Origin of the sequence: Litchfieldia stipae, from assembly GCF_014837155.1 — a bacterium.
Lineage (GTDB): Bacteria > Bacillota > Bacilli > Bacillales > Bacillaceae_L > Litchfieldia.
In genome coordinates this window covers 30,468-56,278 of record NZ_JACYHA010000004.1, presented here as the reverse complement: position 1 = coordinate 56,278, position 25,811 = coordinate 30,468, and the positions used below count along the sequence as shown (strand labels likewise).

General features: G+C 37.8%; 27 protein-coding genes, 1 riboswitch and 1 other annotated feature (1 of these 29 only partly in view). Of the genes, 13 read left to right on the top strand and 14 right to left on the bottom strand.

Going from position 1 to position 25,811, the window contains the following annotated elements; translation table 11 throughout:
- Window positions 1–57, bottom strand: a binding site (T-box leader); it reaches 195 nt to the left of the window's first position.
- A gap of 179 nt (window positions 58–236) precedes the next feature.
- Window positions 237–971, top strand: coding sequence for a hypothetical protein (locus F7888_RS06345; protein WP_191778344.1), 735 nt, complete (start codon window positions 237–239; stop codon window positions 969–971).
- 1 nt (window position 972) lies between these two features.
- On the top strand, window positions 973–1,704 hold the full coding sequence (locus tag F7888_RS06340) for a hypothetical protein (RefSeq protein ID WP_191778343.1): 732 nt from the start codon (window positions 973–975) through the stop codon (window positions 1,702–1,704).
- Window positions 1,705–1,936: 232 nt separating this feature from the next.
- Here the strand turns inward: F7888_RS06340 and ilvD are convergent, their stop codons facing one another.
- From ilvD to F7888_RS06320, 4 genes are all read right to left on the bottom strand, one after another.
- The gene (gene ilvD / locus F7888_RS06335) at window positions 1,937–3,613 is read right to left on the bottom strand and encodes a dihydroxy-acid dehydratase (RefSeq protein ID WP_191778342.1); all 1,677 of its coding nucleotides are present in this window, start codon (window positions 3,611–3,613) and stop codon (window positions 1,937–1,939) included.
- Window positions 3,614–3,803: 190 nt separating this feature from the next.
- Window positions 3,804–5,003: an MDR family MFS transporter gene (locus F7888_RS06330; protein ID WP_191778341.1), complete on the bottom strand. Its 1,200-nt coding sequence runs from the start codon at window positions 5,001–5,003 to the stop codon at window positions 3,804–3,806.
- 191 nt (window positions 5,004–5,194) lie between these two features.
- A complete protein-coding gene (locus F7888_RS06325; RefSeq protein ID WP_191778338.1) occupies window positions 5,195–5,347 on the bottom strand; it encodes a glycogen biosynthesis protein GlgD in 153 nt (50 codons plus the stop codon).
- 11 nt (window positions 5,348–5,358) lie between these two features.
- The gene (locus F7888_RS06320; RefSeq protein WP_191778336.1) at window positions 5,359–5,640 is read right to left on the bottom strand and encodes a YtzC family protein; all 282 of its coding nucleotides are present in this window, start codon (window positions 5,638–5,640) and stop codon (window positions 5,359–5,361) included.
- 185 nt (window positions 5,641–5,825) lie between these two features.
- Between F7888_RS06320 and mnmL the strand changes: the two genes are divergently transcribed.
- Together mnmL and mnmM are read left to right on the top strand one after the other, a co-directional pair.
- On the top strand, window positions 5,826–6,788 hold the full coding sequence (gene mnmL, locus F7888_RS06315) for a tRNA modification radical SAM protein MnmL/YtqA (protein ID WP_191778334.1): 963 nt from the start codon (window positions 5,826–5,828) through the stop codon (window positions 6,786–6,788).
- Window positions 6,785–7,357 (top strand): tRNA 5-(aminomethyl)-2-thiouridylate-methyltransferase MnmM, encoded by a 573-nt coding sequence (mnmM, locus tag F7888_RS06310; protein WP_191778332.1) that lies wholly within the window; start codon window positions 6,785–6,787, stop codon window positions 7,355–7,357. The genes mnmL and mnmM overlap by 4 nt, the downstream gene beginning before the upstream one ends.
- 60 nt (window positions 7,358–7,417) lie before the next feature.
- Here the strand turns inward: mnmM and F7888_RS06305 are convergent, their stop codons facing one another.
- Entirely contained in the window at window positions 7,418–8,497 is a 1,080-nt protein-coding gene (locus tag F7888_RS06305; RefSeq protein ID WP_191778329.1) for a tetraprenyl-beta-curcumene synthase family protein, read from the bottom strand.
- A gap of 28 nt (window positions 8,498–8,525) precedes the next feature.
- Window positions 8,526–9,302 carry an alpha/beta hydrolase gene (locus F7888_RS06300; RefSeq protein WP_191778327.1) on the bottom strand — a complete coding sequence of 259 codons (777 nt, stop codon included), beginning with the start codon at window positions 9,300–9,302 and terminating at the stop codon, window positions 8,526–8,528.
- A gap of 111 nt (window positions 9,303–9,413) precedes the next feature.
- Here F7888_RS06300 and F7888_RS06295 point away from each other — a divergent pair, with 111 nt between their 5' ends.
- The 4 genes from F7888_RS06295 to F7888_RS06280 all read left to right on the top strand — a co-directional run bounded on the left by F7888_RS06295 (window position 9,414) and on the right by F7888_RS06280 (window position 12,766).
- Window positions 9,414–9,926, top strand: coding sequence for a gamma carbonic anhydrase (locus F7888_RS06295; protein WP_191778325.1), 513 nt, complete (start codon window positions 9,414–9,416; stop codon window positions 9,924–9,926).
- A gap of 142 nt (window positions 9,927–10,068) precedes the next feature.
- Window positions 10,069–10,623 carry a phosphatase PAP2 family protein gene (locus F7888_RS06290; protein WP_191778323.1) on the top strand — a complete coding sequence of 185 codons (555 nt, stop codon included), beginning with the start codon at window positions 10,069–10,071 and terminating at the stop codon, window positions 10,621–10,623.
- A 25-nt stretch (window positions 10,624–10,648) separates the two neighbouring features.
- Window positions 10,649–11,794, top strand: coding sequence for a glycosyltransferase family 4 protein (locus F7888_RS06285; protein ID WP_191778321.1), 1,146 nt, complete (start codon window positions 10,649–10,651; stop codon window positions 11,792–11,794).
- Between the two features lie 108 nt (window positions 11,795–11,902).
- Complete coding sequence (locus F7888_RS06280; protein WP_412095982.1) at window positions 11,903–12,766, top strand: C39 family peptidase; 864 nt, start codon at window positions 11,903–11,905, stop codon at window positions 12,764–12,766.
- Between the two features lie 216 nt (window positions 12,767–12,982).
- Here F7888_RS06280 and asnB read toward each other — a convergent pair whose 3' ends face one another.
- Both asnB and metK read right to left on the bottom strand, forming a co-directional pair.
- The gene (gene asnB, locus F7888_RS06275; protein WP_191778317.1) at window positions 12,983–14,881 is read right to left on the bottom strand and encodes an asparagine synthase (glutamine-hydrolyzing); all 1,899 of its coding nucleotides are present in this window, start codon (window positions 14,879–14,881) and stop codon (window positions 12,983–12,985) included.
- A gap of 371 nt (window positions 14,882–15,252) precedes the next feature.
- Window positions 15,253–16,452, bottom strand: a complete 1,200-nt coding sequence (gene metK / locus F7888_RS06270; RefSeq protein ID WP_191778315.1) for a methionine adenosyltransferase — start codon at window positions 16,450–16,452, stop codon at window positions 15,253–15,255.
- 311 nt (window positions 16,453–16,763) lie between these two features.
- A riboswitch (SAM riboswitch) is annotated at window positions 16,764–16,922 on the bottom strand.
- A gap of 217 nt (window positions 16,923–17,139) precedes the next feature.
- Here metK and pckA point away from each other — a divergent pair.
- Window positions 17,140–18,729, top strand: a complete 1,590-nt coding sequence (gene pckA / locus F7888_RS06265; protein ID WP_191778313.1) for a phosphoenolpyruvate carboxykinase (ATP) — start codon at window positions 17,140–17,142, stop codon at window positions 18,727–18,729.
- A 76-nt stretch (window positions 18,730–18,805) separates the two neighbouring features.
- Here pckA and F7888_RS06260 read toward each other — a convergent pair whose 3' ends face one another.
- Together F7888_RS06260 and F7888_RS06255 are read right to left on the bottom strand one after the other, a co-directional pair.
- Complete coding sequence (locus tag F7888_RS06260) at window positions 18,806–19,048, bottom strand: DUF2584 domain-containing protein (protein WP_191778311.1); 243 nt, start codon at window positions 19,046–19,048, stop codon at window positions 18,806–18,808.
- Window positions 19,049–19,092: 44 nt separating this feature from the next.
- Window positions 19,093–19,881, bottom strand: a complete 789-nt coding sequence (locus F7888_RS06255) for an alpha/beta hydrolase family protein (RefSeq protein WP_191778308.1) — start codon at window positions 19,879–19,881, stop codon at window positions 19,093–19,095.
- Between the two features lie 126 nt (window positions 19,882–20,007).
- On the opposite strand from F7888_RS06255, the gene F7888_RS06250 reads away from it, so the two are divergent.
- The 3 genes from F7888_RS06250 to F7888_RS06240 are packed head-to-tail and all read left to right on the top strand — an operon-like array spanning window position 20,008 to window position 22,573.
- On the top strand, window positions 20,008–20,997 hold the full coding sequence (locus F7888_RS06250) for an ABC transporter substrate-binding protein (RefSeq protein ID WP_191778306.1): 990 nt from the start codon (window positions 20,008–20,010) through the stop codon (window positions 20,995–20,997).
- Window positions 20,998–21,009: 12 nt separating this feature from the next.
- Window positions 21,010–21,780, top strand: a complete 771-nt coding sequence (locus F7888_RS06245) for an ABC transporter ATP-binding protein (RefSeq protein WP_191778303.1) — start codon at window positions 21,010–21,012, stop codon at window positions 21,778–21,780.
- On the top strand, window positions 21,767–22,573 hold the full coding sequence (locus F7888_RS06240) for an ABC transporter permease (RefSeq protein ID WP_191778301.1): 807 nt from the start codon (window positions 21,767–21,769) through the stop codon (window positions 22,571–22,573). Before F7888_RS06245 ends, F7888_RS06240 begins: the two co-directional genes overlap by 14 nt.
- Window positions 22,574–22,829: 256 nt before the next feature.
- Here F7888_RS06240 and ytkD read toward each other — a convergent pair whose 3' ends face one another.
- The 3 genes from ytkD to F7888_RS06225 all read right to left on the bottom strand — a co-directional run bounded on the left by ytkD (window position 22,830) and on the right by F7888_RS06225 (window position 24,308).
- Window positions 22,830–23,309: an RNA deprotection pyrophosphohydrolase gene (gene ytkD / locus F7888_RS06235; RefSeq protein ID WP_191778299.1), complete on the bottom strand. Its 480-nt coding sequence runs from the start codon at window positions 23,307–23,309 to the stop codon at window positions 22,830–22,832.
- Between the two features lie 119 nt (window positions 23,310–23,428).
- Window positions 23,429–23,773: a hydrolase gene (locus F7888_RS06230; RefSeq protein WP_191778296.1), complete on the bottom strand. Its 345-nt coding sequence runs from the start codon at window positions 23,771–23,773 to the stop codon at window positions 23,429–23,431.
- A 61-nt stretch (window positions 23,774–23,834) separates the two neighbouring features.
- Window positions 23,835–24,308 carry a phage holin family protein gene (locus F7888_RS06225; protein WP_191778294.1) on the bottom strand — a complete coding sequence of 158 codons (474 nt, stop codon included), beginning with the start codon at window positions 24,306–24,308 and terminating at the stop codon, window positions 23,835–23,837.
- Window positions 24,309–24,468: 160 nt separating this feature from the next.
- Here F7888_RS06225 and F7888_RS06220 point away from each other — a divergent pair, with 160 nt between their 5' ends.
- Window positions 24,469–24,729: a DUF6154 family protein gene (locus tag F7888_RS06220; RefSeq protein ID WP_191778292.1), complete on the top strand. Its 261-nt coding sequence runs from the start codon at window positions 24,469–24,471 to the stop codon at window positions 24,727–24,729.
- Window positions 24,730–24,767: 38 nt separating this feature from the next.
- On the opposite strand, the gene F7888_RS06215 is transcribed toward F7888_RS06220, so the two are convergent.
- Window positions 24,768–25,784: a threonine aldolase family protein gene (locus tag F7888_RS06215; RefSeq protein WP_191778290.1), complete on the bottom strand. Its 1,017-nt coding sequence runs from the start codon at window positions 25,782–25,784 to the stop codon at window positions 24,768–24,770.
- Window positions 25,785–25,811 lie beyond the last annotated feature (27 nt).

Genomic DNA, 25,811 nt, shown 5'->3' with positions numbered 1-25,811 from the left:
CACCCGTCAACTCTCTAAACACAGTTCTTCATTACTACTCCTTATCAATGCTTTTCGCTTATTCATTATAATGTGTATTGTATAGAATTTGTCAAAAAACTGCAAGTAGTATCAAGAAAAATAGGCTTGCTCGAAATCATTTTCACCAAAATCATCCTTATTCATACTACTTTCACACCATTTTATTCCATTAGTATGATAAAATCCATACATCATACCTATTTAGGAGGCATACCATGGATTTTACATTCGATTTTTCATACAATCTCGTTTCGACAATAACAACATTATTTTCATGGGCTATCATTTTATTTCTTTTTATTATCTATTATAAAAAAAGTGAAAAACCGCCAGTTTGGAAAGCGATTATTATTTTGATTCTAGGAAGATTTTCGTTTAATTTCAATTTGAATGTCAATATGCTCATAAGCATACCGATTCTTCCGCTCGGCGTATGGATCGCTTATTGGATATTGAAAAGAAACAACCAACAAGAACGTTGGAAACGATATCGAACCTTTGCATGGCTTGGTTTTTTCAGCAATTTTGTCTTTCTTCTTATTTCGCTATTAAACGGACCTATGCAGCAGCTAATCTATCCAAACAATTCCCTTTCCACTTTTGTTTCTGATATAGATAATGCGCAGGTGATGGTGATTCATCCTTCAGGTACCGAAGTCACCCTCCAGTCTACTTATCTATTAAAGGATATTGAGAGTGGAAGTATGACTGAATTCAATGCACAACAATGGTATAACGATACGACCATGACAGGATGGGAATCCGAATCAAATGAAATGGTTGAAAAATTTCCATATCAACTTATCGGCACTAAACCAAAATCGGGAAGTGGCTTACAGACAGTAATCTACATTGAGCAGGATGGTAAAGGTCTTTTAATATCCACCCCAAAAGAACAATTGTATTATCGATTACCAAACGCAATTATTGAAGTAAAGGAGGGCTTGTAAAATGAATAGAAAAACGATGGCCCTTATAGGAATCTTGGTAATTGCAATGATTATGCTTCTTTATTGGTTCTATCCTAGTAAAGCAAAGTCTTTTTTGACTGACGAAGAACTCATTAATGAAATAAATCCCCACTTCTTAAGTGTAAAGGTAAGTGAAATTCAAGATATAGTGTACTTAGATGACAACCATGTTTTTGTTCCTTACATTACAACTGAAGGTGATTATGCGATTAGCTATTGGATCTATGAAAAGCGTAAGTGGCAAAATGCATATACAGGAACATTAGGGTCTCCACTTCATGTGAAGGTCCATTCAGAGCAGTATTTCTTATTGAACTACGATCCTCTGCAAGACTTACAGAGACTCGATTTTTATTTAATAAAAGACCGAAGCTTTCTTGTTTCAGACGGAATTCAATCCTATCAGCCAAGAATTCAATTAAAACATTCTGTTCAAGTTGCCGACTTCCCCCATTCTTATTCTGCAATAAAGCTTCCAGAGAATTGGATTGATTTAATCGGAGAATATGAACAACTCATTCAGTATAATCAGCCTGACCCGTTCTTTGGTGATATGTTCCTCCCCCCTACTGTTCAATTCGGTGTGATCGCCTATGATGAAAAAGGCGAACAAACCTACCCAGGACCTGAGAATGGTAGCGGCTATGGAGGAGGAAATAGTTCAGACGTTATAAATTATCTAGATCCGAGCCAGTTAGAGGCAGCAAAATAATAATACAAGGCTGTTTTCGTATATATTGTTGCTTTTGATACCGCAGCCTGAATACAATCCGCGTCCTGTGGGAGCCAACTAGTCCCACGGGAGTCCCCCGTGTATTCAGTATGCTAGAAATCTATTCTCAATTAATTCACTTCAAAAAACAACAAACTTTGAGAAAACAGCCTAATACAAAAAAGAGTCCAGATTGGGATGATTTCATCCTTATCTGGACTCTTTTTATAAATTAAATCTTCATGACTCCACCTGTATTAGCAGATGTAACAAGCTTGGAATAACGAGCAAGATAGCCTGTTTTCACCTTTGGCTCAAAGCCTTTCCAATTTGCCTTACGTTGTTCCCATTCTTCTTCTGGTACAACTACATCCATTGTGCGATTCTCAATATCTATTACAACATGGTCTCCGTTTTCTACAAAGGCAAGTGGTCCGCCTTCAGCTGCTTCTGGTGAAGCATGCCCAATTGAAAGTCCTCGTGAAGCTCCGGAGAAACGACCATCTGTTACAAGAGCTACCTTTGGCCCTAGTCCCATTCCTACAATCATCGATGTTGGAGAAAGCATTTCAGGCATTCCCGGTCCACCTTTAGGACCTTCATAACGGATGATGACTACATCGCCCGCTTTTACTTCGCCAGAGGAAATCCCTTTTACCGCTTCTTCTTGTGATTCGTAGACAACTGCTGGTCCTTCATGACTTGTAATCCCATTTTGAACCCCACCAGTTTTAATGATCGCACCATCTGGAGCAAGATTTCCGAATAATACAGCCAATCCGCCTTTTACAGTATGAGGATCATCTATTGGTCTGATGACATTATGATCTTGAACTTCACATCCTGCAACATTTTCACCAAGCGTTTTCCCAGTCACTGTTAGTGTATCAAGGTGAAGGGCTCCTTCTTTTTTCGATAACTCATATAACGCTGCAGAAACCCCACCTGCTTCATGCAAATCTTCAATATGGTGATCAGAGGCTGGTGCAAGCTTTGATAGATGTGGTACACGTGCAGCCACCTCGTTAATACGCTCAATTGGATAGTCAATTTCTGCCTCATGTGCAAGAGCTAATGTGTGTAGTACTGTATTTGTTGATCCACCTAAAGCCATATCAAGGGCAAATGCGTTATCAATCGCTTTTTCAGTGACGATATCACGTGGCTTAATGTCATCCTTGATTAATTCCATTAATTGAGTCGCAGACTTTTTGACGAAATCTCTACGCTCAGGTGCAACAGCTAGGATTGTTCCATTTCCAGGTAAAGCAAGTCCTAAGGCTTCTGCTAAACAATTCATTGAGTTTGCAGTAAACATTCCAGAGCAAGATCCACAGGTTGGGCAGCCAAATGCTTCTAATTCCTGAAGACCTTTTTCATCAATTTTACCAGCTTGATAGGCACCCACACCTTCAAATACGGATGATAATGAAATCTTTCTTCCATCACTTGTTGTGCCAGCCTTCATTGGTCCACCACTAACAAAAATAGTTGGAATATTGACTCGAAGTGCTGCCATCATCATTCCGGGTGTGATTTTATCACAGTTTGGAATACAGACCATACCATCAAACCAGTGAGCAGAAACCACTGTTTCAATTGAATCTGCAATAATTTCACGACTTGGTAGAGAGTAACGCATTCCAATATGCCCCATAGCAATTCCATCATCTACCCCAATTGTGTTAAATTCAAATGGAACTCCACCCGCTTCACGAATTGCATCTTTGACAATCTTTCCGAATTCTTGTAAGTGTACATGTCCTGGAACAATATCAATATATGAATTACAGACTGCGATAAAAGGCTTATCAAAGTCCTCCTCTTTTACCCCTGCTGCTCGAAGCAAGCTTCGATGTGGTGCACGATCAAAACCTTTTTTGATCATATTACTACGTAATTCTGCCATTGTTAGATTCCCCTTACCTTCAAGTAAATGAGCAATCTCTTTTTATGCTTCATTTACCATATTTTATTTTTCTAATAATATTGAATTTTGTTATTATTCGATATTACCATATTGTTCATGATTTTTCATGCTTTAAATCTCTAAAATAAAAAAGAAACCTCGAGAGCATCTCCCAAGGTTTTCATTTTATCTATGATCCAGTAACAACTACTGTTTCTTCTTTTGTTATATTTTGTTTTAACTTACGATCGTATAAGAGTGTTGTAACAACAGAGATTGCTAACAGGACAATCAAAACTCCATATAGCATACTCATCCCATGAAAGTCTACTAGAATACCACCCACAACTGGGCCTAGCATTCTACCACCGGTTGCCATACTATTAACGATTCCTTGATAAAAGCCTTCTCTCCCTTTTGGAGCTAGGTCATTTGCGATTGTTGGCACTGCTGGCCACACAAACATTTCACCGATAGTTAATATCACCATCGCAATAATAAAGCCAGTAAATTGGGTTGTATTTAAGACCACCACAAATGAGACGATGAAAATGATGATTCCAATCACGATTTGTGACTTAAGTGTTTTTGCAAAGAAACGAACCAATGCACTAACCAACGGTTGACCCAATACAATAAGTAAACCATTAATTGTCCATAGCAAACTGTATTGCTTCATACTAATCCCTAGACCTTGAGTATGAGAGGCAATCGTGGATGCCCATTGTGAATAAGCTAACCAGCATAATAAATATCCAATCGAAACAATCAGAAGAGCTGTTAGTTTCGTATAATTCTTAATCGTTTTCTTTTGTTCCAATACATTTTGTTGACTTGATTGATCAACTTTGATCGAACGGTATCCAAACACTGCTAATAATAAAAAGAAGATATACAAGACTGCGTTTGCTGTGAAAACGTATTGGAAAGAATAAGAAGCGACATATCCACCTAAAGCAGCACCTAATGCAACACCAACATTTGAACCGACATACATGGCATTAAATGCTTTTCTTCCACCTTCGGGCCATACCGAACCAGCCATTGCATACATCGCTGGGAAGACAATCCCAGAACCAAATCCGACTACTATTAATAGCAGCACATAATATGGCCATTCATTGAAAAAGACGAGTCCACCTATTGCTACCATTGAGATGAGGATTCCAATTAAGATTGATTTATATCCTCCAACCTTGTCAAATAGCGTTCCACCAACAAGGTTTCCTATCACACTAGCTCCAGAATTCAACATGAGAACAAATCCCGCTACTGTTAACGATTTTCCGAGCTGATCATGAATGTAGATTGTATTTAATGGCCACAAAAAAGAAGATCCTGTTACATTAATAATCATTCCAATCACTAACACCCAAAGCGTTCGAGGCATATTCACTCCCCCTTTTCCTACATATATATAAAAAAATGATTTCCGTTTTATTTTTGCTCCAAAAATCATTCTATTCCTTTCTTATCTATTTATCAATACAGTTGCTAATCCACATAATTTTTAGAACTTTATAGTAATAGGACATGCTTTTTTACAGACAAAAAGAGTGTGAAATCCACACTCTTTTCTTATCATTCAGGATGTTGTTTTGATTTAATTGGTTGACCTTTATTCGCATTTTTCTTTTTCACTTTTTCAACTGCACTTAGTTCTTGTCCGAACTCACTGTTATGCCCATTCTGTGTTTTTTGCTCAGGGTTATTTTGCTTTGAACGTTTTTTCATCACATATCCCCCTATTTATATTCCTGGATGATATTTTCATCTAATGTTAAATCATTTTGTAGCTGTTGAAGCTGTAATCTCATTCGATGTAATTGTTCACGTTGCTGGCCATTACAGCTAAGTGCTAAGTGAGCTAAATCATTTGTGCGTTCTTCGATCATATGAAGGGCATCTGTGTACTCAGTAGCATTATAATGCTCTTGCTGTCTTCCAGTCGTGATTTGCTCTTGTGCATAACGAATTGTATCTTCACATTGTGCTAAGAAATCTTCAACTGATTTACGAGTGGCCATTTTGTACCCCTCCTCTATTCTTTGTGAAGCAATGCCTCATCACTTGATAGTGTGTACACTGACGGTCCTATTATGTCTTATTAATGACTTCCAATTCTGTACACATTTTTTACATTTGTGAATGGTGAATTAATCATGCTACAATCGTTTAATGGACTATTTTTATAATAAAGGAGAAACCTGATTTGGATCAGAATAACCCATTTTTATACGCGTCAGATAACAAGCGTTACCATACATGGAATTATCATTTAAGACAGCATTTCGGACATAAGGTATTTAAGGTTGCACTAGATGGTGGCTTTGACTGCCCTAACCGTGATGGTACCGTAGCTCACGGCGGTTGTACGTTTTGTAGTGCAGCAGGTTCTGGTGATTTCGCTGGAGACCGTACAGAAGATCTTATTACACAATTTAATACGATCAAGGAAAAAATGCATACGAAGTGGAAAGATGGTAAATATATGGTTTACTTTCAAGCCTATACGAATACACATGCCCCAGTTGAGGTGCTACGTGAGAAATTTGAATCAGTACTCAATCAAGAAGGGGTAGTTGGAATTTCTATTGCCACTCGTCCCGATTGCTTGCCTGATGATGTGGTTGAGTATTTGGCTGAACTTAATGAACGAACCTATTTATGGGTAGAGCTTGGATTGCAAACCGTTCATGAACGAACTGCCTTATTAATAAATCGTGCTCATGATTTTCAGTGCTATATTGACGGAGTTGAGAAGCTAAGAAAGCACAATATCCGTATTTGTTCTCATCTCATTAATGGCTTACCACTTGAGACGCCTGAAATGATGATGCAAACTGCTCGAGAGGTAGCAAAGTTAGATGTACAAGGGATCAAAATTCATTTATTGCATTTATTAAAAGGTACCCCCATGGTCAAACAATATGAAAAAGGGTTGCTTGAATTTATGTCACTTGATGATTATGTATCATTAGTATGTGATCAATTAGAGGTTTTACCCCCTGAAATGATTGTTCACCGAATTACTGGAGATGGACCCATTGATTTAATGATTGGACCGATGTGGAGTGTAAATAAGTGGGAAGTGTTAAATAGCATCGACGCTGAACTTAAACGTCGCAATAGCTATCAAGGGAAGTTTTTTAAGAAGGAAGTTGAAAAGGTATGAAGCTTGATCGAATTCTCCCCTTTGCAAGAAAGCTTCTAGAATCAGCTCTATCTCCAGGAGATATGGCAGTGGATGCGACTGTTGGAAATGGTCATGACACTCTTTACTTAGCCAATTTAGTTGGAGAACGAGGGCATGTGTTTGGATTTGATATACAACATGCAGCGATCGCTCAAACCAATACAAAGCTGAGTGAACAAAAACTTCTATCTAGAGTCACATTGTTTGAAGCAAGCCACGATAAGATGAGTGAAGTACTCCCAGCAAGTGTTAATCAACGTATAAAAGCTGCCATCTTTAATTTAGGCTATTTACCTGGTGGAGACAAAGGCATCGTCACAAAACCTGACTCAACCATTTCAGCAGTAGAACAATTATTAACAGTGATGCCATCTGAAGGAATCATTATTCTCGTTGTTTATCATGGACATGAAGAAGGTGCATATGAACGAGATCAGCTTCTAAGTTATGTAACAACTATTGATCAGCAATACGCTCATGTATTAAATTATCGATTTATGAATCAACAAAACAATCCACCATTTATCATTGCTATCGAAAAAAGATAGGTGTCTGGCACCATTATCGGAACGTTTTTTGTCCCGCTGGTGGTGCCTGGCACCTTTTTTTTAGCGCCCAAAGGCTAAAGAAACTTTTTGAAAGGTTCGATATGCTCGACCATTCATGTAAAAGAATAGCGATGTTCCGCCTCCACATCTAATCATTTCTTTTGCGATTTGAGATACCTTCTTTTGTTTTCTTACTTTCTCATCAGATAAGTAGATACCGAGCAAGCCTCGATTGATTAATTTATGAAATTTTTCATTTGGCAGCCCTTTGATATGCTTGTCTGCTTCAGAAACAAAGTGCTTTAAGCGTGCAATTAGCTTCTCCTCATGTGGATAATAGAAGCAAAAATTCAAATCTCCACCCTTAATGTCCTCTTCTTGATCAATTAAATAATCTAACATGATATGAAGCCCTTGGATATAGGGGAAGTAACCACTTCTTATCCTCCCAGCCACTTCTTCATCAAATTCTGATTGGAAAGCATGAGCGACCAAACAGAAGATCCCTAGAGTAGAACCAGAACAAGCCGAAAACTCGTACCACTCCATCTCTGGTAATAATGATTTGTGATTCTCAAACCATTGCTCTAATCGAGGGACTCGTTCTTCCACTTGAACATGCTTATGAACCTGTAGGTCACAATAATAGCCAACCAGTTCATGTAAATGAGCGACGATCTTATCATAATGCTTAGCATTAGCTAAGGATTCCTGGCATGCATATACCAAATCACTTAAATAGCCACCATCATCCTGCTCATCACGATACCGATAATAATTAGTCGTCTGTTGACCAATTGTTAGTGCATGTGGCATTGATTCATGTAGAGCCCGGAAGTCAGTTGGATCTAATGATGTACTCCTGTCACAAAGATTATCCAGATAATCACTAATCGTTTGATAGGCAACAATAAATTTAATACATTCCTCCAACTCGTCATGTGCGAGGATCGCCATAATTGAACCACCTTCACAATGAAAGGATTTGGAATCGATGCTTGCTAATGCTTGATTGCGAAGCTCTTCATTTGGAATCTGTTCTGCTTTTTCACGCCAATAGGCTAAATATTTATGTACTGTTGGCAGAACTTCATTATAAACCTTCCCCATTAATGGAAAGGGATGTGTTGGTACCTTCAAAAAAATCACCACATTTCATGTTGTATTACTATATTATATTCTTTACAAATTGTAGGGCATAACGAAACACTTCATCTCTTTCTGGTTCATTAAATACCTCATGGAAAAGCTCAGGATATTCCTTATACACTTTTTCCTTATTATTTACTAAATTAAACCAGTATAGTACCGATTTCTTATTAACGATTTTATCATCTCCACCTTGAAGCACCAATAATGGGATATCAGGTAGCTTTTTAACTTGTTTATGTGCCATTTTCATTGCATGATTTAGCTCTCGATACCATCTAACTGACACTTTCTTTACATAAAGAGGGTCGATGTTTTCACTCAGTAAAACATCATTTCTAGTAGCCTTATCAATCGAAACTCCACTATCTACCCTTAATTTTGGAATGGTGATATTCAGAAATTTTGTTAAGACATCTAATCCAAATGAAGGTGGGTCGACTAATCCCAAACATGGAGAAGAAAGAATAACGCCATGTACCGGCAATTTTCTTTCTTGGAGGGTACGAATTGAAATTAATCCACCCATACTATGTCCAAGAAGAAAAGTCGGTAAATGGTAAGTAAATGCTTCCTTTACCCACTTCTCAATCTCATCAAGATACTCTTCAAAACGTTCAATATGGCCACGTTGTTTCTTAGTTACCTCTCCTTGTCCAGGAAGGTCTCCAATTAATACATGAAACCCATTATCCACCCATTGCTTTGTTAACCATTTATATCTCCCATGATGTTCATTTGCACCATGAATAATAACGACTACACCAACCGCATTTTCAGCTTCCCATTTCCACATCTGAAAAAACCTCCTTCTTTATTTGAAAATCTTTTAAATGGACAAATAAAAAAGTGATAAACTTAACTTAGATGATTTTTATTAATAATTCAACTAAAAGAGGTGGAGTTCATGATTTATCCATATAAAGATAAACACCCTACTATTTCTGACTCAGCTTTTATTGCTGACTTTGTTACCATTTCTGGAGATGTGACGATTGGAGACGAAAGCTCAATCTGGTTCAACACCGTTATTCGGGGAGATGTTGCACCAACTGTTATAGGAAATAGAGTCAATATCCAAGACAACTCTTGTCTGCATCAAAGTCCAAATAAGACTCTTCTGATTGAGGATGACGTCACGATTGGACATCAAGTAATACTACATAGTTCTATTATAAGAAAAGAAGCATTAATCGGCATGGGCTCAATTATTCTTGATGGAGCTGAAATTGGAGAAGGAGCCTTTATTGGAGCAGGAAGTCTTGTTCCTCCTGGAAAAAAGATTCCCCCTCACTCTCTAGCTCTTGGAAGACCCGCGAAAGTCGTCCGGTCATTAACAGAAGAGGATAAAAAAGATATGGATCGTATTCGTTCTGAATATGTCGAAAAGGGACAATATTATAAGTCATTACAACAATAGATTAGTTTGAATGGAGTGGGTGAAAGCTCACTCTTCCACTCATCCTATATTTTACCTTAACTTTACATCACTTTATTATTTCTTCAATATGGCTCTAGTACAATTGGGATTAAATCAACGAATTGTTTGGGGGCTAGGGAATATGTTAAGTAAATTGCTTCTTACCTGCTATACTGCAGAATGCCAGATGTTTCGCATGGTTAACAAGCATTATGATGTAAAGGGGTTAAACCTATTTTTCCGAACATTAACACATGCTGGAGGGGCTACATTTACAATCATCACATGTCTTATCATCCTTTTCCTATCAACTGATCAGCTCCGCATCACTGGTATTGGATGTGCAATTTCTTTAAGTGTAAGTCACATCCCTGTCATGATTATTAAAAAGCTATATCCCCGAACTCGACCTTATTTGACCTTAGAAAGGGCTAAGCATCAAAAGAATCCTTTAAAGGATCATTCATTTCCTTCAGGTCACACTACTGCAATCTTTTCATTAATTATTCCTATCATTTTAAGTTATCCAGTAACAACTATTTTCTTACTTCCGCTCGCATGCTTAGTTGGGATTTCTAGAGTATATCTAGGTTTACATTACCCTTCAGATGTACTAGCCGGAAGCTTACTCGGTACATCAATTGGATTTCTAGCAAATTCCTTCATCATTTCTTACCCAACTATTTTCTCGGTCTAACAACGACTTTCTTAGGAGGGGGACAATGAAAAAAATCGCGATTTTCACAGACACATTTGCTCCTGATGTTAATGGGGTGGCAAGAACATTAAAACGCTTAACAGATTATTTGGATTCTAAAGGAATTGAATATCGAGTTTTTGCACCTGAGAGTACGAATAAACCATTATTCGAGCAGCAAATCCTCCGTTTTACAAGTCTGCCATTTTTCTTGTACCCTGACTGTAGAATGGGACTACCGAATCTACCTTCCATCAAATCCGAGCTGCAAAAATTCAAACCTGATTTAATTCACATTGCAACTCCATTTAATTTAGGCTTGACTGGTTTACATTTTTCAAAAAAACTCAACATTCCGGTTGTCGGTTCTTACCATACTGATTTTGATCAATATTTAGATTTTTATGACCTGCAATTCCTCTCAAAGCTATTATGGAAATATATGCACTGGTTTCATAGGTCATTCAAAAGAATATTCGTACCTTCTAAGGAAACATTGAATCAATTAAAAAAGCATGGGTTCCTCCACTTAAGTATCTGGCCAAGAGGAATCGATTGTAATCAATTTCAACCAAAGGACACTAAATCCTTGATTTCTCAAAAGTATCATATTAACGCTCCTTACATTCTGACGTATGTAGGTCGATTAGCTCCTGAAAAAGACGTTAAGACATTGATGAAGATTACACACTCACTACCAAATTCAATCCAAAGTAAGGTTCACTGGTTGATTGTGGGTGATGGCCCATCAAAGGAAGAAATGATGAAAGACGCTCCAGCGAATATGACCTTTGCCGGGTTCTTAAACGGAGAGGAATTAGCAAATGTGTACTCAGGATCTGACGTATTCGTATTCCCATCTACAACTGAAACATTTGGCAATGTCGTTCTTGAAGCACTGGCATCTGGTACACCTGTCATCGCCGCAAATGCTGGAGGTGTGAAAAGCATTGTCCGTCACGAGACAAATGGCTTTCTTTGTACACCAGCTGAAGTTGACGAATTTTGTGTTGCAATAAGTACACTTATTAACAACGAGCAATTACGATATAAGATGGGAACTGCTGGAAGAGACTATGCACTGACACAATCATGGGAAGTCATTTTTGATGAATTATTATTGCAATACGATGATGTTATTCATTCCGAAGAAGCAATGAAATATGCGTAATTTAACTGCTAGTGCTACCTTTAAAAGGAAGCACTTTTTTTGATTGTTAAGATCGAAATCATGGTAAGATATAAGAGAACTATACCAATAAGGAGTAGTAGAATGACAATTGCTTTAGTTCTTTTATCAGGGCTCGTGACAGTAGCTCTAATTATATATATTTTAACCCAAAAAGGGACTAAGCGATTCACACGCTTGGCAACCATCTACACGATATTGTTCTTTGGGTTATTCAGTAGTCTTTTCGTCCGAAATATGGACTGGCAGTTACTCAGTACAAGCATTAACAAAAGCGGCACTCAAGTGCACGTCATTGAACCAATTGAAGCTGTCGTAGCGCACGCTGAAGCTAGAGAATCTCAGATAAAAAAATCAGTGTTGATTGATGCACCTGTCATTAAACAATTTCCTGAGCTTCCTCGCGGATGTGAAGTGACAAGCTTAGCGATGTTACTTCAACATGCAGGAGTAAAGATTGATAAAATGACACTTGCTAAGGAAGTAAAAAAGGACCCAACTCCTTATAAAAAGGAGAATGGGAAGATCTATTTTGGCAATCCTAATTTTGGCTTTGTTGGTGATATGTATTCATTTAATAATCCTGGTTTTGGAGTCTATCATCGCCCCATCGCAGTATTAGCAAATGTTTACCTACCAGATCGAATCATCGATTTAACTGGAAAGGATTTTGAAGAGGTACAAAAGCATCTTTCTGATGAAAAGCCTGTATGGGTGATTACAAATGTTCATTATAAAGAGCTTCCGTCATCACTTTTTCAAACCTGGCATACAAATGACGGTGTCATTGACATTACGTATAAAGAGCATTCAGTGTTAATTACTGGATACGATGAACATTATATCTATTTTAATGATCCACAAAAAGGGACTAAAAACAAAAAAGCACCCAAGGATGATTTCATCAAATCATGGGTGCAAATGGGAAGACAAGCAATCACGTACTATGATTAGTACGTGATTTTTTAATTGGCTTTTTGAATTTGGCTGTCAAAGATTGTTGTATTAGACATAAATAAATTGATGCATCTAGCAGATTGAATACACGGAGACTCCCGCGGGATGCGTGGCCAAAGTGAGACCCCACAGGAGCTTTAGCGACGAGGAGGCTCACCGGTCACCCCGCAGGACGCGGAGTGTATTCAATCTGCGGCTTTGCAATTAGTTATTTCATACGCCTGCTGGTGCTTTTGTTTCTTTATAGATGTCTGTGAAGTCATAGACCTTTTCGATATACACCTGATGCCAAATCATGAAGATAAGAACTGTCCATATTTTACGGCTATGGTCAAACTTTCCTTTACAATGTTCGTCTAACAGGTTTAAAATGACATTTTTATTAAACAAGTGAGAGGTATCACTTTGATTTATAATGTTCACTGCCCAATCATGCATTTCGTTTTTCAACCAATGTCTAATAGGAACAGGGAATCCAAGCTTCTTACGATCTAGCACATGATCTGGGACAATCCCTTCAACAGCTTTTCGAAGAATATACTTAGTCGTATTATTTGCTGTTTTCAACTCCGGTGCTATCTTTGATGCTACATCGAACACAGCTTTATCTAAGAAAGGAACTCGGAGCTCTAAGGAGTGGGCCATTGTCATTTTATCAGCTTTTAATAGAATATCACCTCGTAACCATGTATGAATATCGATATATTGCATCCGATTTACAGGCTCATAACCTCTTGTTTCTTGATAAAACGGAGCTGTAATATTCGTATAATCCAAACCATCCTTATATGACTTAAGTAGTTGTTTCTTTTCCTCTTCATTGAACATTTTGGCGTTCCCAATGTAACGTTCTTCCATTGGAGTAACACCACGTTCAATAAAGCTCTTACCTCTTACACCTTCAGGTAACATTCTAGCAATTTGGCGAAGCATTGCCTTACCTGGTGTGGGTATTTTGTTAAATACATCTAGTGACTGAGGTTCACGGTATATATTATACCCACCAAACAATTCATCTGCTCCTTCTCCTGAAAGAACAACTGTTACATGCTTTCTTGCTTCCCTTGCGACAAAATAGAGTGGTACTGCTGCAGGGTCTGCAAGTGGATCATCCATATGCCAAATGATTTTCGGTAATTCCTTCATATACTCTTCAGGAGTGATGTTGTAGCTAATATTCTCAACTCCTAATTTACTAGCAGTTTCTTTAGCCACATCAATTTCACTAAATCCATCACGTTCAAATCCAACGGAGAACGTTTTAATACTTGGATGGAATTCCTTCGCAATCGAAACAATGATTGACGAATCAATCCCTCCAGATAGGAATGAACCAACAGGAACATCACTTCTCATATGAATTTTCACAGAATCATAGAGGGCTTCTCGAATCTCTTTGATCAATTGAGTTTCACTTGTTTGCTTTGGCTGAAACGAAGCCTTCCAATAAGTCTTGATTTCAAGCTTTTGACCAAGTTTTTTCGTGAAATAATGACCGGGCTCTAGCTTCTTAATTCCATCTGACATGGTTTCAGGTTCTGGTACAAATTGATAAGTTAAGTAATATTGTAGAGAATCATAATTTAAGATGTCGTTTTCTAAGGCTAACAATATGCTTTTCTTTTCAGAACCAAAGTATGTCTTCCCATCGGTTTCATAATAAAAGAAAGGCTTAATTCCAAAGGGATCACGAGCTCCAAACAGAGTTTTCTCCTGTTTATCCCAAATAACAAACCCAAACATTCCTCTTAATCTCTCTACAGCTTTTTCTTTAATGTCACTATATAACGCAATGATAACTTCTGTATCACAGTGTGTAGCAAATTCAAAGCCTTTGTCGACTAGTTCTTGTCTTAGCTCGAGATAGTTGTAGATTTCACCATTGAAGATGATCCAATATCGCTCATTTTCATATGTTAATGGCTGATGTCCAGCCTCTATATCTATAATACTTAAGCGCCTAAATCCGAATTGAATATGCTCATCATTATAGTATCCCGCATCATCCGGACCACGATGAGTGATGATTGTATTCATATCTTCGAATTGTACTTTTTTCTTTTCATCAATGACAGTTTCTTGATCGTGTATACACCCTATGAAACCACACATGTTGGACTTCACCTTCTTTGTCAAAATATCATTAGTTCACATACTAATTACTTATTATTACAGTGTAACCAAGAGTAAATTGTATCATAACCAATACTAAATAAGACGAATTATTCTACAAAAAGTTACAAAAAATCTTCAACTTCTTTTATAAAAAAAGGTTGTTTTCTCAAAGTTTGTTGTTGTTTTGAGATGAATTATTGAGAATGAGATTTCTAGCAGACTGAATACACTTAAGACTCCCCTGGGATGCGTGTGTCCCCACAGGACGCGGAGTGTATTCAGGCTGCGGGTATTAAAAGCAACAATATATACGAAAACAGCCTAAAAAAAGAGTCGTACCCTGGGGGTGCAACTCTTTTGATTTTATATTATTGTAATGCTTGAGCTTTTAGTGCATCTGCTTTGTCTGTTCGTTCCCATGGTAGGTCTAAGTCTGTACGGCCGAAATGACCATATGCTGCTGTTTGCTTGTAGATTGGGCGACGAAGGTCTAACATTTTGATAATACCCGCTGGACGTAAATCAAAATTACTACGTACCACCTCTACTAGCGTTTCTTCTGACACTTTTCCAGTTCCAAATGTATCAATTGAAATTGATACTGGTTGTGCAACACCAATTGCATAGGCTAATTGAACTTCACATTTATCGGCTAATCCAGAAGCAACGATGTTTTTCGCTACATAACGAGCAGCATATGCTGCAGAACGGTCAACCTTCGTTGCATCTTTTCCTGAGAATGCTCCACCACCATGACGAGCATAGCCACCATAAGTATCTACGATGATCTTACGCCCAGTTAAGCCTGCATCCCCTTGTGGTCCACCGATAACAAAGCGTCCAGTTGGATTGATAAAATATTTAGTCTCAGAATCGATTAATTCACTAGGAACAACTGGATTAATCACATGCTCCTTAATATTACGTTGAATTTGCTCTAATGAAACCTCTGGATGATGTTGAGTTGAAATAACGATTGTATCGATTCGAACTGGTTTATCATTTTCATCATACTCAACTGTTACTTGAGTCTTTCCATCAGGACGTAGGTAAGGAAGAATATCTTCTTTACGTACTTCAGTTAATCGACGAGCTAGTTTGTGTGCTAATGAAATCGGAAGAGGCATTAGCTCTTTTGTTTCATTAATCGCAAAACCAAACATTAATCCTTGGTCCCCTGCTCCAATCGCGTCAATTTCTTCATCAGTCATTTGTCCTTCGCGAGCTTCAAGTGCTTGGTCAACCCCCATGGCGATATCTGCTGATTGCTCATCAATTGAAGTTAAAACAGCACAGGTTTCAGCATCAAATCCGTACTTAGCGCGCGTATAACCAATCCCGCGAATGGTTTCACGAACAATCTTAGGTATATCAACATATGTAGAAGTTGTAATCTCACCTGCAACTAATACTAATCCTGTAGTCACTGAAGTTTCGCAAGCTACACGTGCATTCGGATCATTTGTTAGAATCGCATCTAGGATTGAATCTGAAATTTGGTCAGAGATTTTATCCGGATGTCCCTCTGTAACTGATTCTGAAGTAAATAAACGGCGTTTTTTTGACATGTCAAACGCTTCCTCCTTTATAAATGGTGAAAATCAGCAGGACTGATTTCACATTGTTTTAGATACGGTACTCATTCCCTTAGTATTCATAACTTAATCCCATTTTATGAAGAAAACTTTGCTAAAACGCTCTAAACAAATTGCGAAAGTGAATCCTCTGCTCTAAATCATATATGTAAATCACAATGTGTCAGTATACTAGCTATCGTTTCTCTAAGAATATCTCGAAGTAAATCGCTTTTTCATGAGAATATATAAAAAACCTTTCCTTCATAGTAGGAAAGGGTTCATTCTCATGTACTCGCCTTTCACTCTTATCGCTCAAAGCGTAATGCCTTGCATCAGGTTAGCACCTTATCACTATAGAAATTCAAACATAAGATAGAAGGAATCCTACCTTTTTATTTGCACAAATAGTAATGGTTGCCGGGTTTCATAGGGCCTGTCCCTCCACCAGCTCGGGATAAGAGAGTATCCGTTCAATGACCTATCATAACGTACGAGACATACAGTGTCAACCTGAATGGTTAAAGTTTTTTGGCAACAGATTATTCGTCATTTTTTCACTTCGATACGTATAAAATGAGGAATAATTAGTATGGAATATTCCATTTAATGTGTTATACTATTTATTATCAGAAGAATATATAAGCTATTTTTCAAAGAAAAGGAAAAGGTGGTTTTTTAATGAATTCTGTAGATCTAATTAATGAGAAAATGACAACATTATTGAATCAGGAGCATTTCCATTACAATCTATCAGTTCCAAGTCTTGTTGAAAAGATTTTGTTAAGAAACGAAGGGATATTGACCTCTACAGGGGCTATTAGAGCTGAAACAGGAAAATATACAGGACGTTCCCCTAAGGATAAATACATTGTGAAGGATTCAACTACGACTGATCACGTAGATTGGGGTAAAGTAAATCAACCTTTTTCTTCTGCTAAGTTTGAGCAGCTATATCAAAAAATAGTGGAGTATTTAACACAGAAGGATGAAGCATTTGTTTTCGATGGATTTGCAGGAGCTGATTCTAGTCGAAGAATGGCTATACGAGTCATTAATGAGTATGCTTGGCATAATCTATTTGCTAGACAGCTTTTCATTCGTCCAACTGAAGAAGATCTCGCCACACACACTCCTGAATTCACAGTTATATCTGCTCCAACCTTTAAAGCAGACCCAAGAACTGATGGAACAAATTCTGAAACGTTTATCATCATTTCCTTTGAAAAAAGAATCGTCCTTATTGGTGGGACAGAATATGCTGGTGAGATGAAAAAGGCCATCTTTTCTGTTATGAACTACGTGTTACCGCAGCAGGATATCTTACCGATGCATTGTTCAGCAAATGTTGGCGCTAATGGAGATGTTGCCTTGTTTTTCGGCCTATCTGGTACTGGTAAAACAACATTGTCTGCTGACCCAGACCGCAAGCTTATCGGTGATGATGAACATGGTTGGTCTGACTCAGGAGTGTTTAATATTGAAGGTGGCTGCTATGCAAAATGTATCTCACTTTCTAAAGAAAAAGAACCGCAAATTTACAATGCCATCCGTTTTGGTTCTGTATTAGAAAATGTCATGTTAGATGGAGAAACTCGAGTTGCAGACTATGAAGATGGCTTCCTTACTGAAAATACTAGGGCGGCTTATCCAATTGACTCCATTGATAATATTGTCTCCCCAAGCGTTGGTGGGCACCCAACTTCGATTATATTTCTTACAGCAGATGCATTCGGTGTCTTACCTCCAATAAGTAAATTAACAAAAGAACAAGCCATGTATCATTTTTTGAGTGGATATACAAGTAAGTTAGCCGGGACTGAGCGAGGAGTGACTTCTCCAGAAGCAACCTTTTCAACTTGTTTTGGTTCTCCATTCTTGCCACTTCCAGCGACTACCTATGCCAACATGCTAGGAAAACTTATTGATCAACATCATGTTCAAGTCTACTTGGTTAATACGGGCTGGACTGGTGGGGAATACAGTGTTGGTGAAAGAATGAAGCTGAAATATACTCGTGCCATGGTGCATGCGGCACTAAAAGGAGAGTTACTTCAAACTGAAACGGTAAAAGGGGATATATTCGGATTGGAGATTCCTCTTCGAGTACCCGGGGTTCCTGATGACGTATTACAGCCAGCAAAAACATGGGTGGACCAGAGTGCTTATTATATAAAAGCAAAGGAGCTTGCATTGAAGTTTAAAGATAACTTTAAGCAGTTCTCCAATGTATCAGAGGAAATCAGTAAAAAGGGTGGACCACTTGTATAAGTAGAGGTAGACAAAGAAGTAAAGAGGACGATTGATCGACCAATTATAAACCTGGTCTACAATCGTCCTTTTAAAATTAATTTGTTGAATTTAACTCTATTAGTTCATAAGTTATGGTCGTTTGAGATTGCTCTAATTCTAGCTTTTTTATGATTGCTTTTCCGCTTGTTTCACTGGCTAAGGTTTTACGAACTTCTACAGGTATTTCAATCGGATATAAGCGATAACCGTCCTTTACGACTTTAAATAGGTTTTCTTCGATTCTCTTCTCTTTTCCCTTTGTAACGATTAATGTGTTAAGTTCAAGAGGCATCCCCATATTTATTCGCTCCTTTTAGATTTTGTATTACTATCATAGCATTGTTAGCCTTGTACTTTCATCCATTCGGTTAATTGTTTGACAGTTTGTCGATTTTCGAACGGGGGAAAGTAATGCGTGAACTTGTCAAAATACCAGCTTGTGACGTCCTTTCCGAGCTCCTTTAATCGTTTTTCTAAACGATATGAATGCTCAATCGAGACATTCTGATCCTTTACTCCATGAATAATGAGGACAGGAGCAGCTAGGTTTTCAAGATTATAAAGTGGAGTTCGCCATTTGTATCGGTTAGGGTATTTCGTCGGGGTGCCACCAATGACTCGTTTCATCATTCTCCTTAAATCTTTTCTTTCAACATAAGTTAGGCTCATGTCACTTACACCTCCCCAAGAAACAACAGAGCATACCTGTGGTTCATGAATCGCTGTCAAAAGAGCCATGACTCCTCCTCTTGAAAAACCGAAAACATGAATCCGATCATGGTTCACTTTTTCATAAGCTTCTAATAGCTTTAATGCTGCAATCGCATCATATCGATCATCTCCGCCAAAATCCTCATTCCCACTCCCACCTTGATTTCCACGATAAAAAGGGGCCATGACAACAAACCCTTCTGAAGCAAACTGAATAATACGTCCAATCCGTACCTTTCCTACATTTTTGATCCCTCCACGTAAATAGAGAAATCCATCATACATGCCAGCTTCCTTTGGCTCTGCTAAAAATCCTTTTATTTTTAACCCTTTGCAATAATAAGTCACTAGATATAAATCAATCTTCGTACTTGGCGAAGGATATCTTTGTTTTGAAATGATATCACCATCAGAATACAAGCATTTAGTCTCCTTTCAAACTAGAATAACTAATTTATTTTTTATAGGCATTCACACATTTTTGTCACCATTCATAGTCTACTGTATAAATCAATTTATGTATTTAAATACAGTAGGAGGAAAATTATGCGTAGAGTTTCATTACTTTTATTATCACTATTACTTATTATCCCTTTAGCCGCTTGTAATAACAATGATAGCCTGACAAAGCTAAAAGTTGGAGAGGTTGCACATACCATCTTTTATGCCCCACTTTATGTTGCCCTATCAGAAGGTTTTTTTGAAGAGGAAGGGCTAGAAATTGAATTAACAACAACCGCTGGTGGAGATAAAACAATGACAGCCATTCTATCTGATGGGATTGATATTGGTCTTGTCGGTTCCGAAACGTCCATCTATGTTGAAGCACAAGGATCAACTGATCCAATCATCAACTTTGCCCAGCTTACGCAAACAGACGGAACCTTCCTTGTTTCAAGAGAGAAGATTGACAACTTTGATTGGGAGCAACTCAGAGGGAGTACTTTCCTTGGCCAACGTAAAGGCGGGATGCCACAAATGGTAGGTGAGTACGTATTAAAGCAACATGATATCGATCCACATAATGATCTTGAGTTGATTCAAAATGTTGATTTCGCCAATATCGCTAGTGCATTTTCATCTGGTACAGGTGATTTTGTTCAGTTGTTTGAACCAACAGCAAGCATTTTTGAAGAAGAAGGAAGAGGTTACATCATTGCCTCATTTGGAGAAGAGTCAGGTCTTGTTCCTTATACGTCTTTTATGACGAAGCAAAGCACAATTGATAAAAATGGAGAAGCGATTGAAAAATTCACACGAGCGATCTATAAGGCACAGCAATGGGTTGAAGAAAATAGTCCAGAAGAAATTGCTCAGTCTATTTCAGAGCATTTCCCAGATACTTCAGTTGATTTATTAACAACTGTCGTTGACCGCTATAAGAGTCAGGGATCATTTGCTACTGACCCAATCCTTGGTGAAGAAGAATGGACTAATCTACAAAACATTATGGACGAAGCTGGAGAGCTTCCTGAGCGAATTAATCACGAAGTCCTTGTGAATACCTCTATTGCTGAAAAGGTCGTTTCTGAATAAGGAGTGAATAGAATGGACTTTTTAACGATTAGCAATGTACATCATACGTATTTTACAAAAGACACTGCAAAGACAGCTTTAGAAGATATCACGCTCGAGGTGAAGGAAGGAGAATTTGTCTCCTTTCTTGGCCCAAGTGGGTGTGGAAAAACAACTTTACTTTCTATTATAGCTGGTTTAATGCAACCAACATCTGGGAAGGTCGAAATTGAACATAAACCAGTAAATCGAGCCCAATCTTCCATTGGATATATGCTTCAAGAAGATTATCTCTTTCCTTGGAAGACGATTAAAGAGAATATTCTTGTCGGTTTAAAAATCATGAATCAATTAGATCAAGAACAAGAAGAGAATGCTTTGGCACTATTAAAAGAGATAGGATTATCAGGAGTAGAGAAATCATTCCCGAAACAATTATCAGGAGGAATGCGTCAGCGTGCAGCACTTGTTAGAACACTTGCTACCAATCCGAAAATCCTTCTCCTTGATGAACCCTTCTCTGCCCTTGATTATCAAACAAAGCTTAAGCTTGAAGACCTCGTATCAACAACATTAAAGGAGTATCGTAAAACCGCCTTGCTTGTTACTCATGATATTGGTGAGGCTATCGCGATGAGTGATCGTATATTTCTACTTTCAGCCAATCCTGGGAAGCTAGCTAGAACATTTGAAGTACCAAAATCAATAAGAGATCTAATTCCATTTGAAGCGAGGCAACACCCTGAATACTCCTCACTATTTCAAGAAATATGGAAGGAGCTGGATCAACTTGAAGCCGACTAACAAAATTGACCACCTCCATCAGCAGTATGTGAATGAATTAAAAAAAGAAAAACGAGTTGTTCGTCTATATCAGCTATTGATCTTTATTGTGTTTTTTGCAGGTTGGGAGATTGCAAGTCAAAAACATTGGATTGATCCATTGATTTTCAGTTCCCCATCAAAGATTTGGAATTTACTTATCACGAAAATAAATGATGGGTCACTTCTCCTGCACTTAAATGTAACATTATTTGAAACTGTCCTAGGATTTATATTAGGAACGTTGTTAGGCACAATCCTTGCAGCCTTATTGTGGTGGTCTCCCCGACTTAGCCATATCCTTGACCCTTATCTTGTTATCTTAAATGCAATGCCAAAGGTTGCACTTGGACCCATATTAATCGTCGCATTAGGACCTGGTTATTTCTCGATTATTGCCATGGGTGCAATTATCTCAATCATCATCACCACGATTGTTGTCTATACGTCCTTCAAAGAAGTAGATCCAAATTATTTGAAGGTGTTAAATACCTTTGGTGCCAATCGTGCACAATGTTTTTCTCAAGCGATTCTTCCTGCATCGTTTCCGACAATTATTTCTACGTTAAAAGTAAATGTAGGATTATCCTGGGTCGGTGTCATTGTTGGAGAATTCCTAGTTTCAGCAAAAGGATTAGGCTATTTAATCATCTATGGATTCCAGGTTTTTAACTTCACACTTGTTCTCCTAAGCTTATTAATCATTGCTGTTTTTGCGACTATTATGTATCAATTAGTAGAATTACTTGAGAGTCGTTTAATTAAGAATAAATAAAAGCTGTTTTCGTATAAATTGTTGCTTTTAATACCCGCAGCCTGAATACACTCCGCGTCCTGTGGGGTGACTGGTGAGCCTCCTCGTCGCTTACGCTCCTGCTCACGTCTCACTTTGGCCACGCATCCCACGGGAGTCCCCCGTGTATTCAGTCTGCTAGAAATTTATTCTCAATTAATTTATCTCAAAAACAACAAACTTTGAGAAAACAGCCTAAATAAAAACTCCTAATGAAAGGAATTGACCTCATCATAGGTCATTCTTTCTCACTTAGGAGTTTTTCTACTTGTTCTAAACTATGTATTAATACATTGTCCTTCATTATAAAGCTATATTGATTGTTCTTTTTTAAAGGTAAAGGAATATCTTGAAGAAGAATTGGACCAAATGTTTCAAAATAACTTGTTTGATTTGTTAGTGACTCTATTTCAGCAAAGTAAATGTTTTTTATGATTGTTTTACCTTTGCCAAGGACTTTATATTGCCCTAAATAGGTTAACTCACTAACGATTGCTCCTGTTTCCTCCATCACTTCACGAATGGCTGCATCATTTGCTGTTTCACCGCTTTCGACTTTCCCTCCCGGGAACTCAAGACCTCTTTCTTTATGCTTCGTTAATAACCATTGGCCATTATAACGGCATATTACCCATACATGTTTCGGGTTATTACAAAACGGATCAATAGAAAATGATAAATGAACCTCATTTTGATATAAATCTTGAAATACAAACATCTTATTCGACTCCAATATGTTGCCAATTATTTAATTTCATCTTAACACATGACGTATTATTGGTGAAATACTTCTTCATCATCGCACAAAAGGCTAACCACTCTGGTCAGCCTTCCCAATTAACTATTTAATTCTCCACCATGACCAATTGATGAGATGATTCCCATTGATTTAATATGCTCTTTTGCCTGCTCATCACCTAATTCATAAATTAGTGCGAACGCCTTTTGCATACTTTCATCATATCCATCATTTGCTTTGTCATGATGATACTCCACATACGGAATATGAGCTCTAAAAAATCCCTGCCAGTCAGAAGAATAGCCTTGATCAAAATATTCCCTTAGCTTTATGATTTCATCATCCGTAGCTTCGATTCGATAGTCCCAAGGTGAAGCGGTTTTCACTTTAGATATTTCTCCATTTGCGATTGAAATGTAGTAGGTTGCTTTTTGTTGTTCCATGCAATCTCCACTCCTGTACATCAGAATGTACTTAGCTTTTGCAGAAACCTACTTTAAATATTCATTTCTGATTTGAATCCTTCTTTTTCTCTGCTTTTTTTGATGATTTCTTTGATTTAGTTGCATCCGAATCAATATCACCTAATTTACGCAACTGCTCAATGGCCCTCTTCAAAAACCCCGGCACAGGTAAACCTACTCTGCCAGCATTTTCAATGATCGACAAGATTTCATTTACCATATAAAAAACGATTGTCGCATCTCTAATAAAATGATGATACCCTAGAACCATATCAATCATATGAGCTACGGCAACTAATGCCAAAATAAAGACTTTTTGAGTGATCCCCTTAAATCCTACCCGACTTGACAAAGTTCTCTGTATAGCCGCTGCCATAAGCCCTGAGATATAATCAATGATAATAAGAGCTAATAGTACCTTGATTAAGGAATCCAATCCTCCTAAGAGAAACGCTGTTGCCGAGCCACCTAACGAGAGAAAGGAAATGATGAGGATACTATACTTGTTATCCATGTAATACATCCTTTCATATTCTATATCTAGCACCCATCTTCATACAGATGGCTTATGTTATATCTTATGAAACAAAAAGAAATTTGACATGGACAAACATCTTTATTCGCATCATTTAACTATTTAACGCTATACTATAACTAGAGAGGTGGGAACCAATATGAAACTAATTGATGAGCTGTATGAAATGTATCGAAATAAATTAACTGGTGATGAAGAAGATGCAGATATTCTTGCCTTTTCAGTACTAGAGCAGCTTGACCGTGAGGATATGCTTCAATTAATCGCTGAATTGTCAGATCAAGAGTTATATAATCTTGTTGGTTTTTATATGATTGAAAATTTAAAAGGAAAAATGGCACGTGAGGGAATCGGACAGTCGAAAATGCTAACGATTGATCAACTTAGAAATCTACATTAACAAAGGAGAATGACAAGATTAGTCACTCTCCTTTTTTTTTATAACTTATTAATGATTTGTAGTGCTTTGTCAATTTGTTCAGAGGTTACGTCATAGTGTGTGGTAAATCGGACGACTGATGGGCCGAAGGATACAGCTTGAATACCTTGTTCAGCTAAGAGTTGGATGAACTGCTGTGAAGTAATACCCTTTTTGGCTACATCAACCAACACAATATTGGTTTCGACTTGGTTCACTACTTCTAATCCAGTGATTTCCTTTAGACCATTTGCTAATCTCTGTGCATTCTGGTGATCCTCTGATAGTCTCTCAACCATTGATGTAAGGGCAACTAATCCAGGTGCTGCGATCATCCCAACTTGTCTCAAGCCACCACCTAGTCTTTTTCTCCACTTTCTCGCTTTCTTTATAAAGGCTTGGTCACCAGCAATTATAGAACCAATTGGTGCACCAAGTCCTTTTGATAAACAAACCTGAACCGTTGTCGAATATGCTGAAAATGCATGTAGTGGTTGATTTAGAGCAACAGCTGCATTGAATAATCTTGCTCCATCTAAATGGACCGGAATTTGCTGTTGTTCTGCAATTGTATAAATATCACGCATATTTTCAAGTGGTACAATGGCTCCTCCTGCACGATTATGGGTATTCTCGATACAGATTAATCCTGTTTCTGGCACATGAATATCCTCATCACGTATCGCAGCTTCAATCTCAGTTGGGTTCATTGCTCCTCTTATACCTTTAATTGTACGAGGCTGGACACCAGCAAATGCTGAAATAGCGCCTCCCTCATAATAGAAAATATGTGAATCAGCTTCTAGCAGTACTTCATTTCCTGCTACACAATGAGAAAGAACGGCAATTTGATTTCCCTGTGTCCCACTTGTAACAAATAAGGCATCCTCTTTTCCTAACATGTCAGCTGCAACCTCTTCAAGCTTTTGCACAGTCACATCTTCTTTATATACATCATCTCCAACCTCAGCCTCGTACGCAGCCCTTCTCATTTCTTCGGTTGGTTTTGTAACGGTATCACTTCTTAAATCAATCATCATACTTCCTCCTTTTATTCAAAATTC

Excerpts from the sequence above, each read along its gene's own strand:
- F7888_RS06345 (WP_191778344.1), top strand. The coding sequence starts at position 237 with ATGGATTTTACATTCGATTTTTCATACAATCTCGTTTCGACAATAACA.
- F7888_RS06340 (WP_191778343.1), top strand. The coding sequence starts at position 973 with ATGAATAGAAAAACGATGGCCCTTATAGGAATCTTGGTAATTGCAATG.
- ilvD (WP_191778342.1), bottom strand. The coding sequence starts at position 3,613 with ATGGCAGAATTACGTAGTAATATGATCAAAAAAGGTTTTGATCGTGCA.
- F7888_RS06330 (WP_191778341.1), bottom strand. The coding sequence starts at position 5,003 with ATGCCTCGAACGCTTTGGGTGTTAGTGATTGGAATGATTATTAATGTA.
- F7888_RS06325 (WP_191778338.1), bottom strand. The coding sequence starts at position 5,347 with ATGAAAAAACGTTCAAAGCAAAATAACCCTGAGCAAAAAACACAGAAT.
- F7888_RS06320 (WP_191778336.1), bottom strand. The coding sequence starts at position 5,640 with ATGGCCACTCGTAAATCAGTTGAAGATTTCTTAGCACAATGTGAAGAT.
- mnmM (WP_191778332.1), top strand. The coding sequence starts at position 6,785 with ATGAAGCTTGATCGAATTCTCCCCTTTGCAAGAAAGCTTCTAGAATCA.
- F7888_RS06300 (WP_191778327.1), bottom strand. The coding sequence starts at position 9,302 with ATGTGGAAATGGGAAGCTGAAAATGCGGTTGGTGTAGTCGTTATTATT.
- F7888_RS06295 (WP_191778325.1), top strand. The coding sequence starts at position 9,414 with ATGATTTATCCATATAAAGATAAACACCCTACTATTTCTGACTCAGCT.
- F7888_RS06290 (WP_191778323.1), top strand. The coding sequence starts at position 10,069 with ATGTTAAGTAAATTGCTTCTTACCTGCTATACTGCAGAATGCCAGATG.
- F7888_RS06285 (WP_191778321.1), top strand. The coding sequence starts at position 10,649 with ATGAAAAAAATCGCGATTTTCACAGACACATTTGCTCCTGATGTTAAT.
- asnB (WP_191778317.1), bottom strand. The coding sequence starts at position 14,881 with ATGTGTGGTTTCATAGGGTGTATACACGATCAAGAAACTGTCATTGAT.
- metK (WP_191778315.1), bottom strand. The coding sequence starts at position 16,452 with ATGTCAAAAAAACGCCGTTTATTTACTTCAGAATCAGTTACAGAGGGA.
- pckA (WP_191778313.1), top strand. The coding sequence starts at position 17,140 with ATGAATTCTGTAGATCTAATTAATGAGAAAATGACAACATTATTGAAT.
- F7888_RS06260 (WP_191778311.1), bottom strand. The coding sequence starts at position 19,048 with ATGGGGATGCCTCTTGAACTTAACACATTAATCGTTACAAAGGGAAAA.
- F7888_RS06250 (WP_191778306.1), top strand. The coding sequence starts at position 20,008 with ATGCGTAGAGTTTCATTACTTTTATTATCACTATTACTTATTATCCCT.
- F7888_RS06245 (WP_191778303.1), top strand. The coding sequence starts at position 21,010 with ATGGACTTTTTAACGATTAGCAATGTACATCATACGTATTTTACAAAA.
- ytkD (WP_191778299.1), bottom strand. The coding sequence starts at position 23,309 with ATGTTTGTATTTCAAGATTTATATCAAAATGAGGTTCATTTATCATTT.
- F7888_RS06230 (WP_191778296.1), bottom strand. The coding sequence starts at position 23,773 with ATGGAACAACAAAAAGCAACCTACTACATTTCAATCGCAAATGGAGAA.
- F7888_RS06225 (WP_191778294.1), bottom strand. The coding sequence starts at position 24,308 with ATGGATAACAAGTATAGTATCCTCATCATTTCCTTTCTCTCGTTAGGT.
- F7888_RS06220 (WP_191778292.1), top strand. The coding sequence starts at position 24,469 with ATGAAACTAATTGATGAGCTGTATGAAATGTATCGAAATAAATTAACT.
- F7888_RS06215 (WP_191778290.1), bottom strand. The coding sequence starts at position 25,784 with ATGATTGATTTAAGAAGTGATACCGTTACAAAACCAACCGAAGAAATG.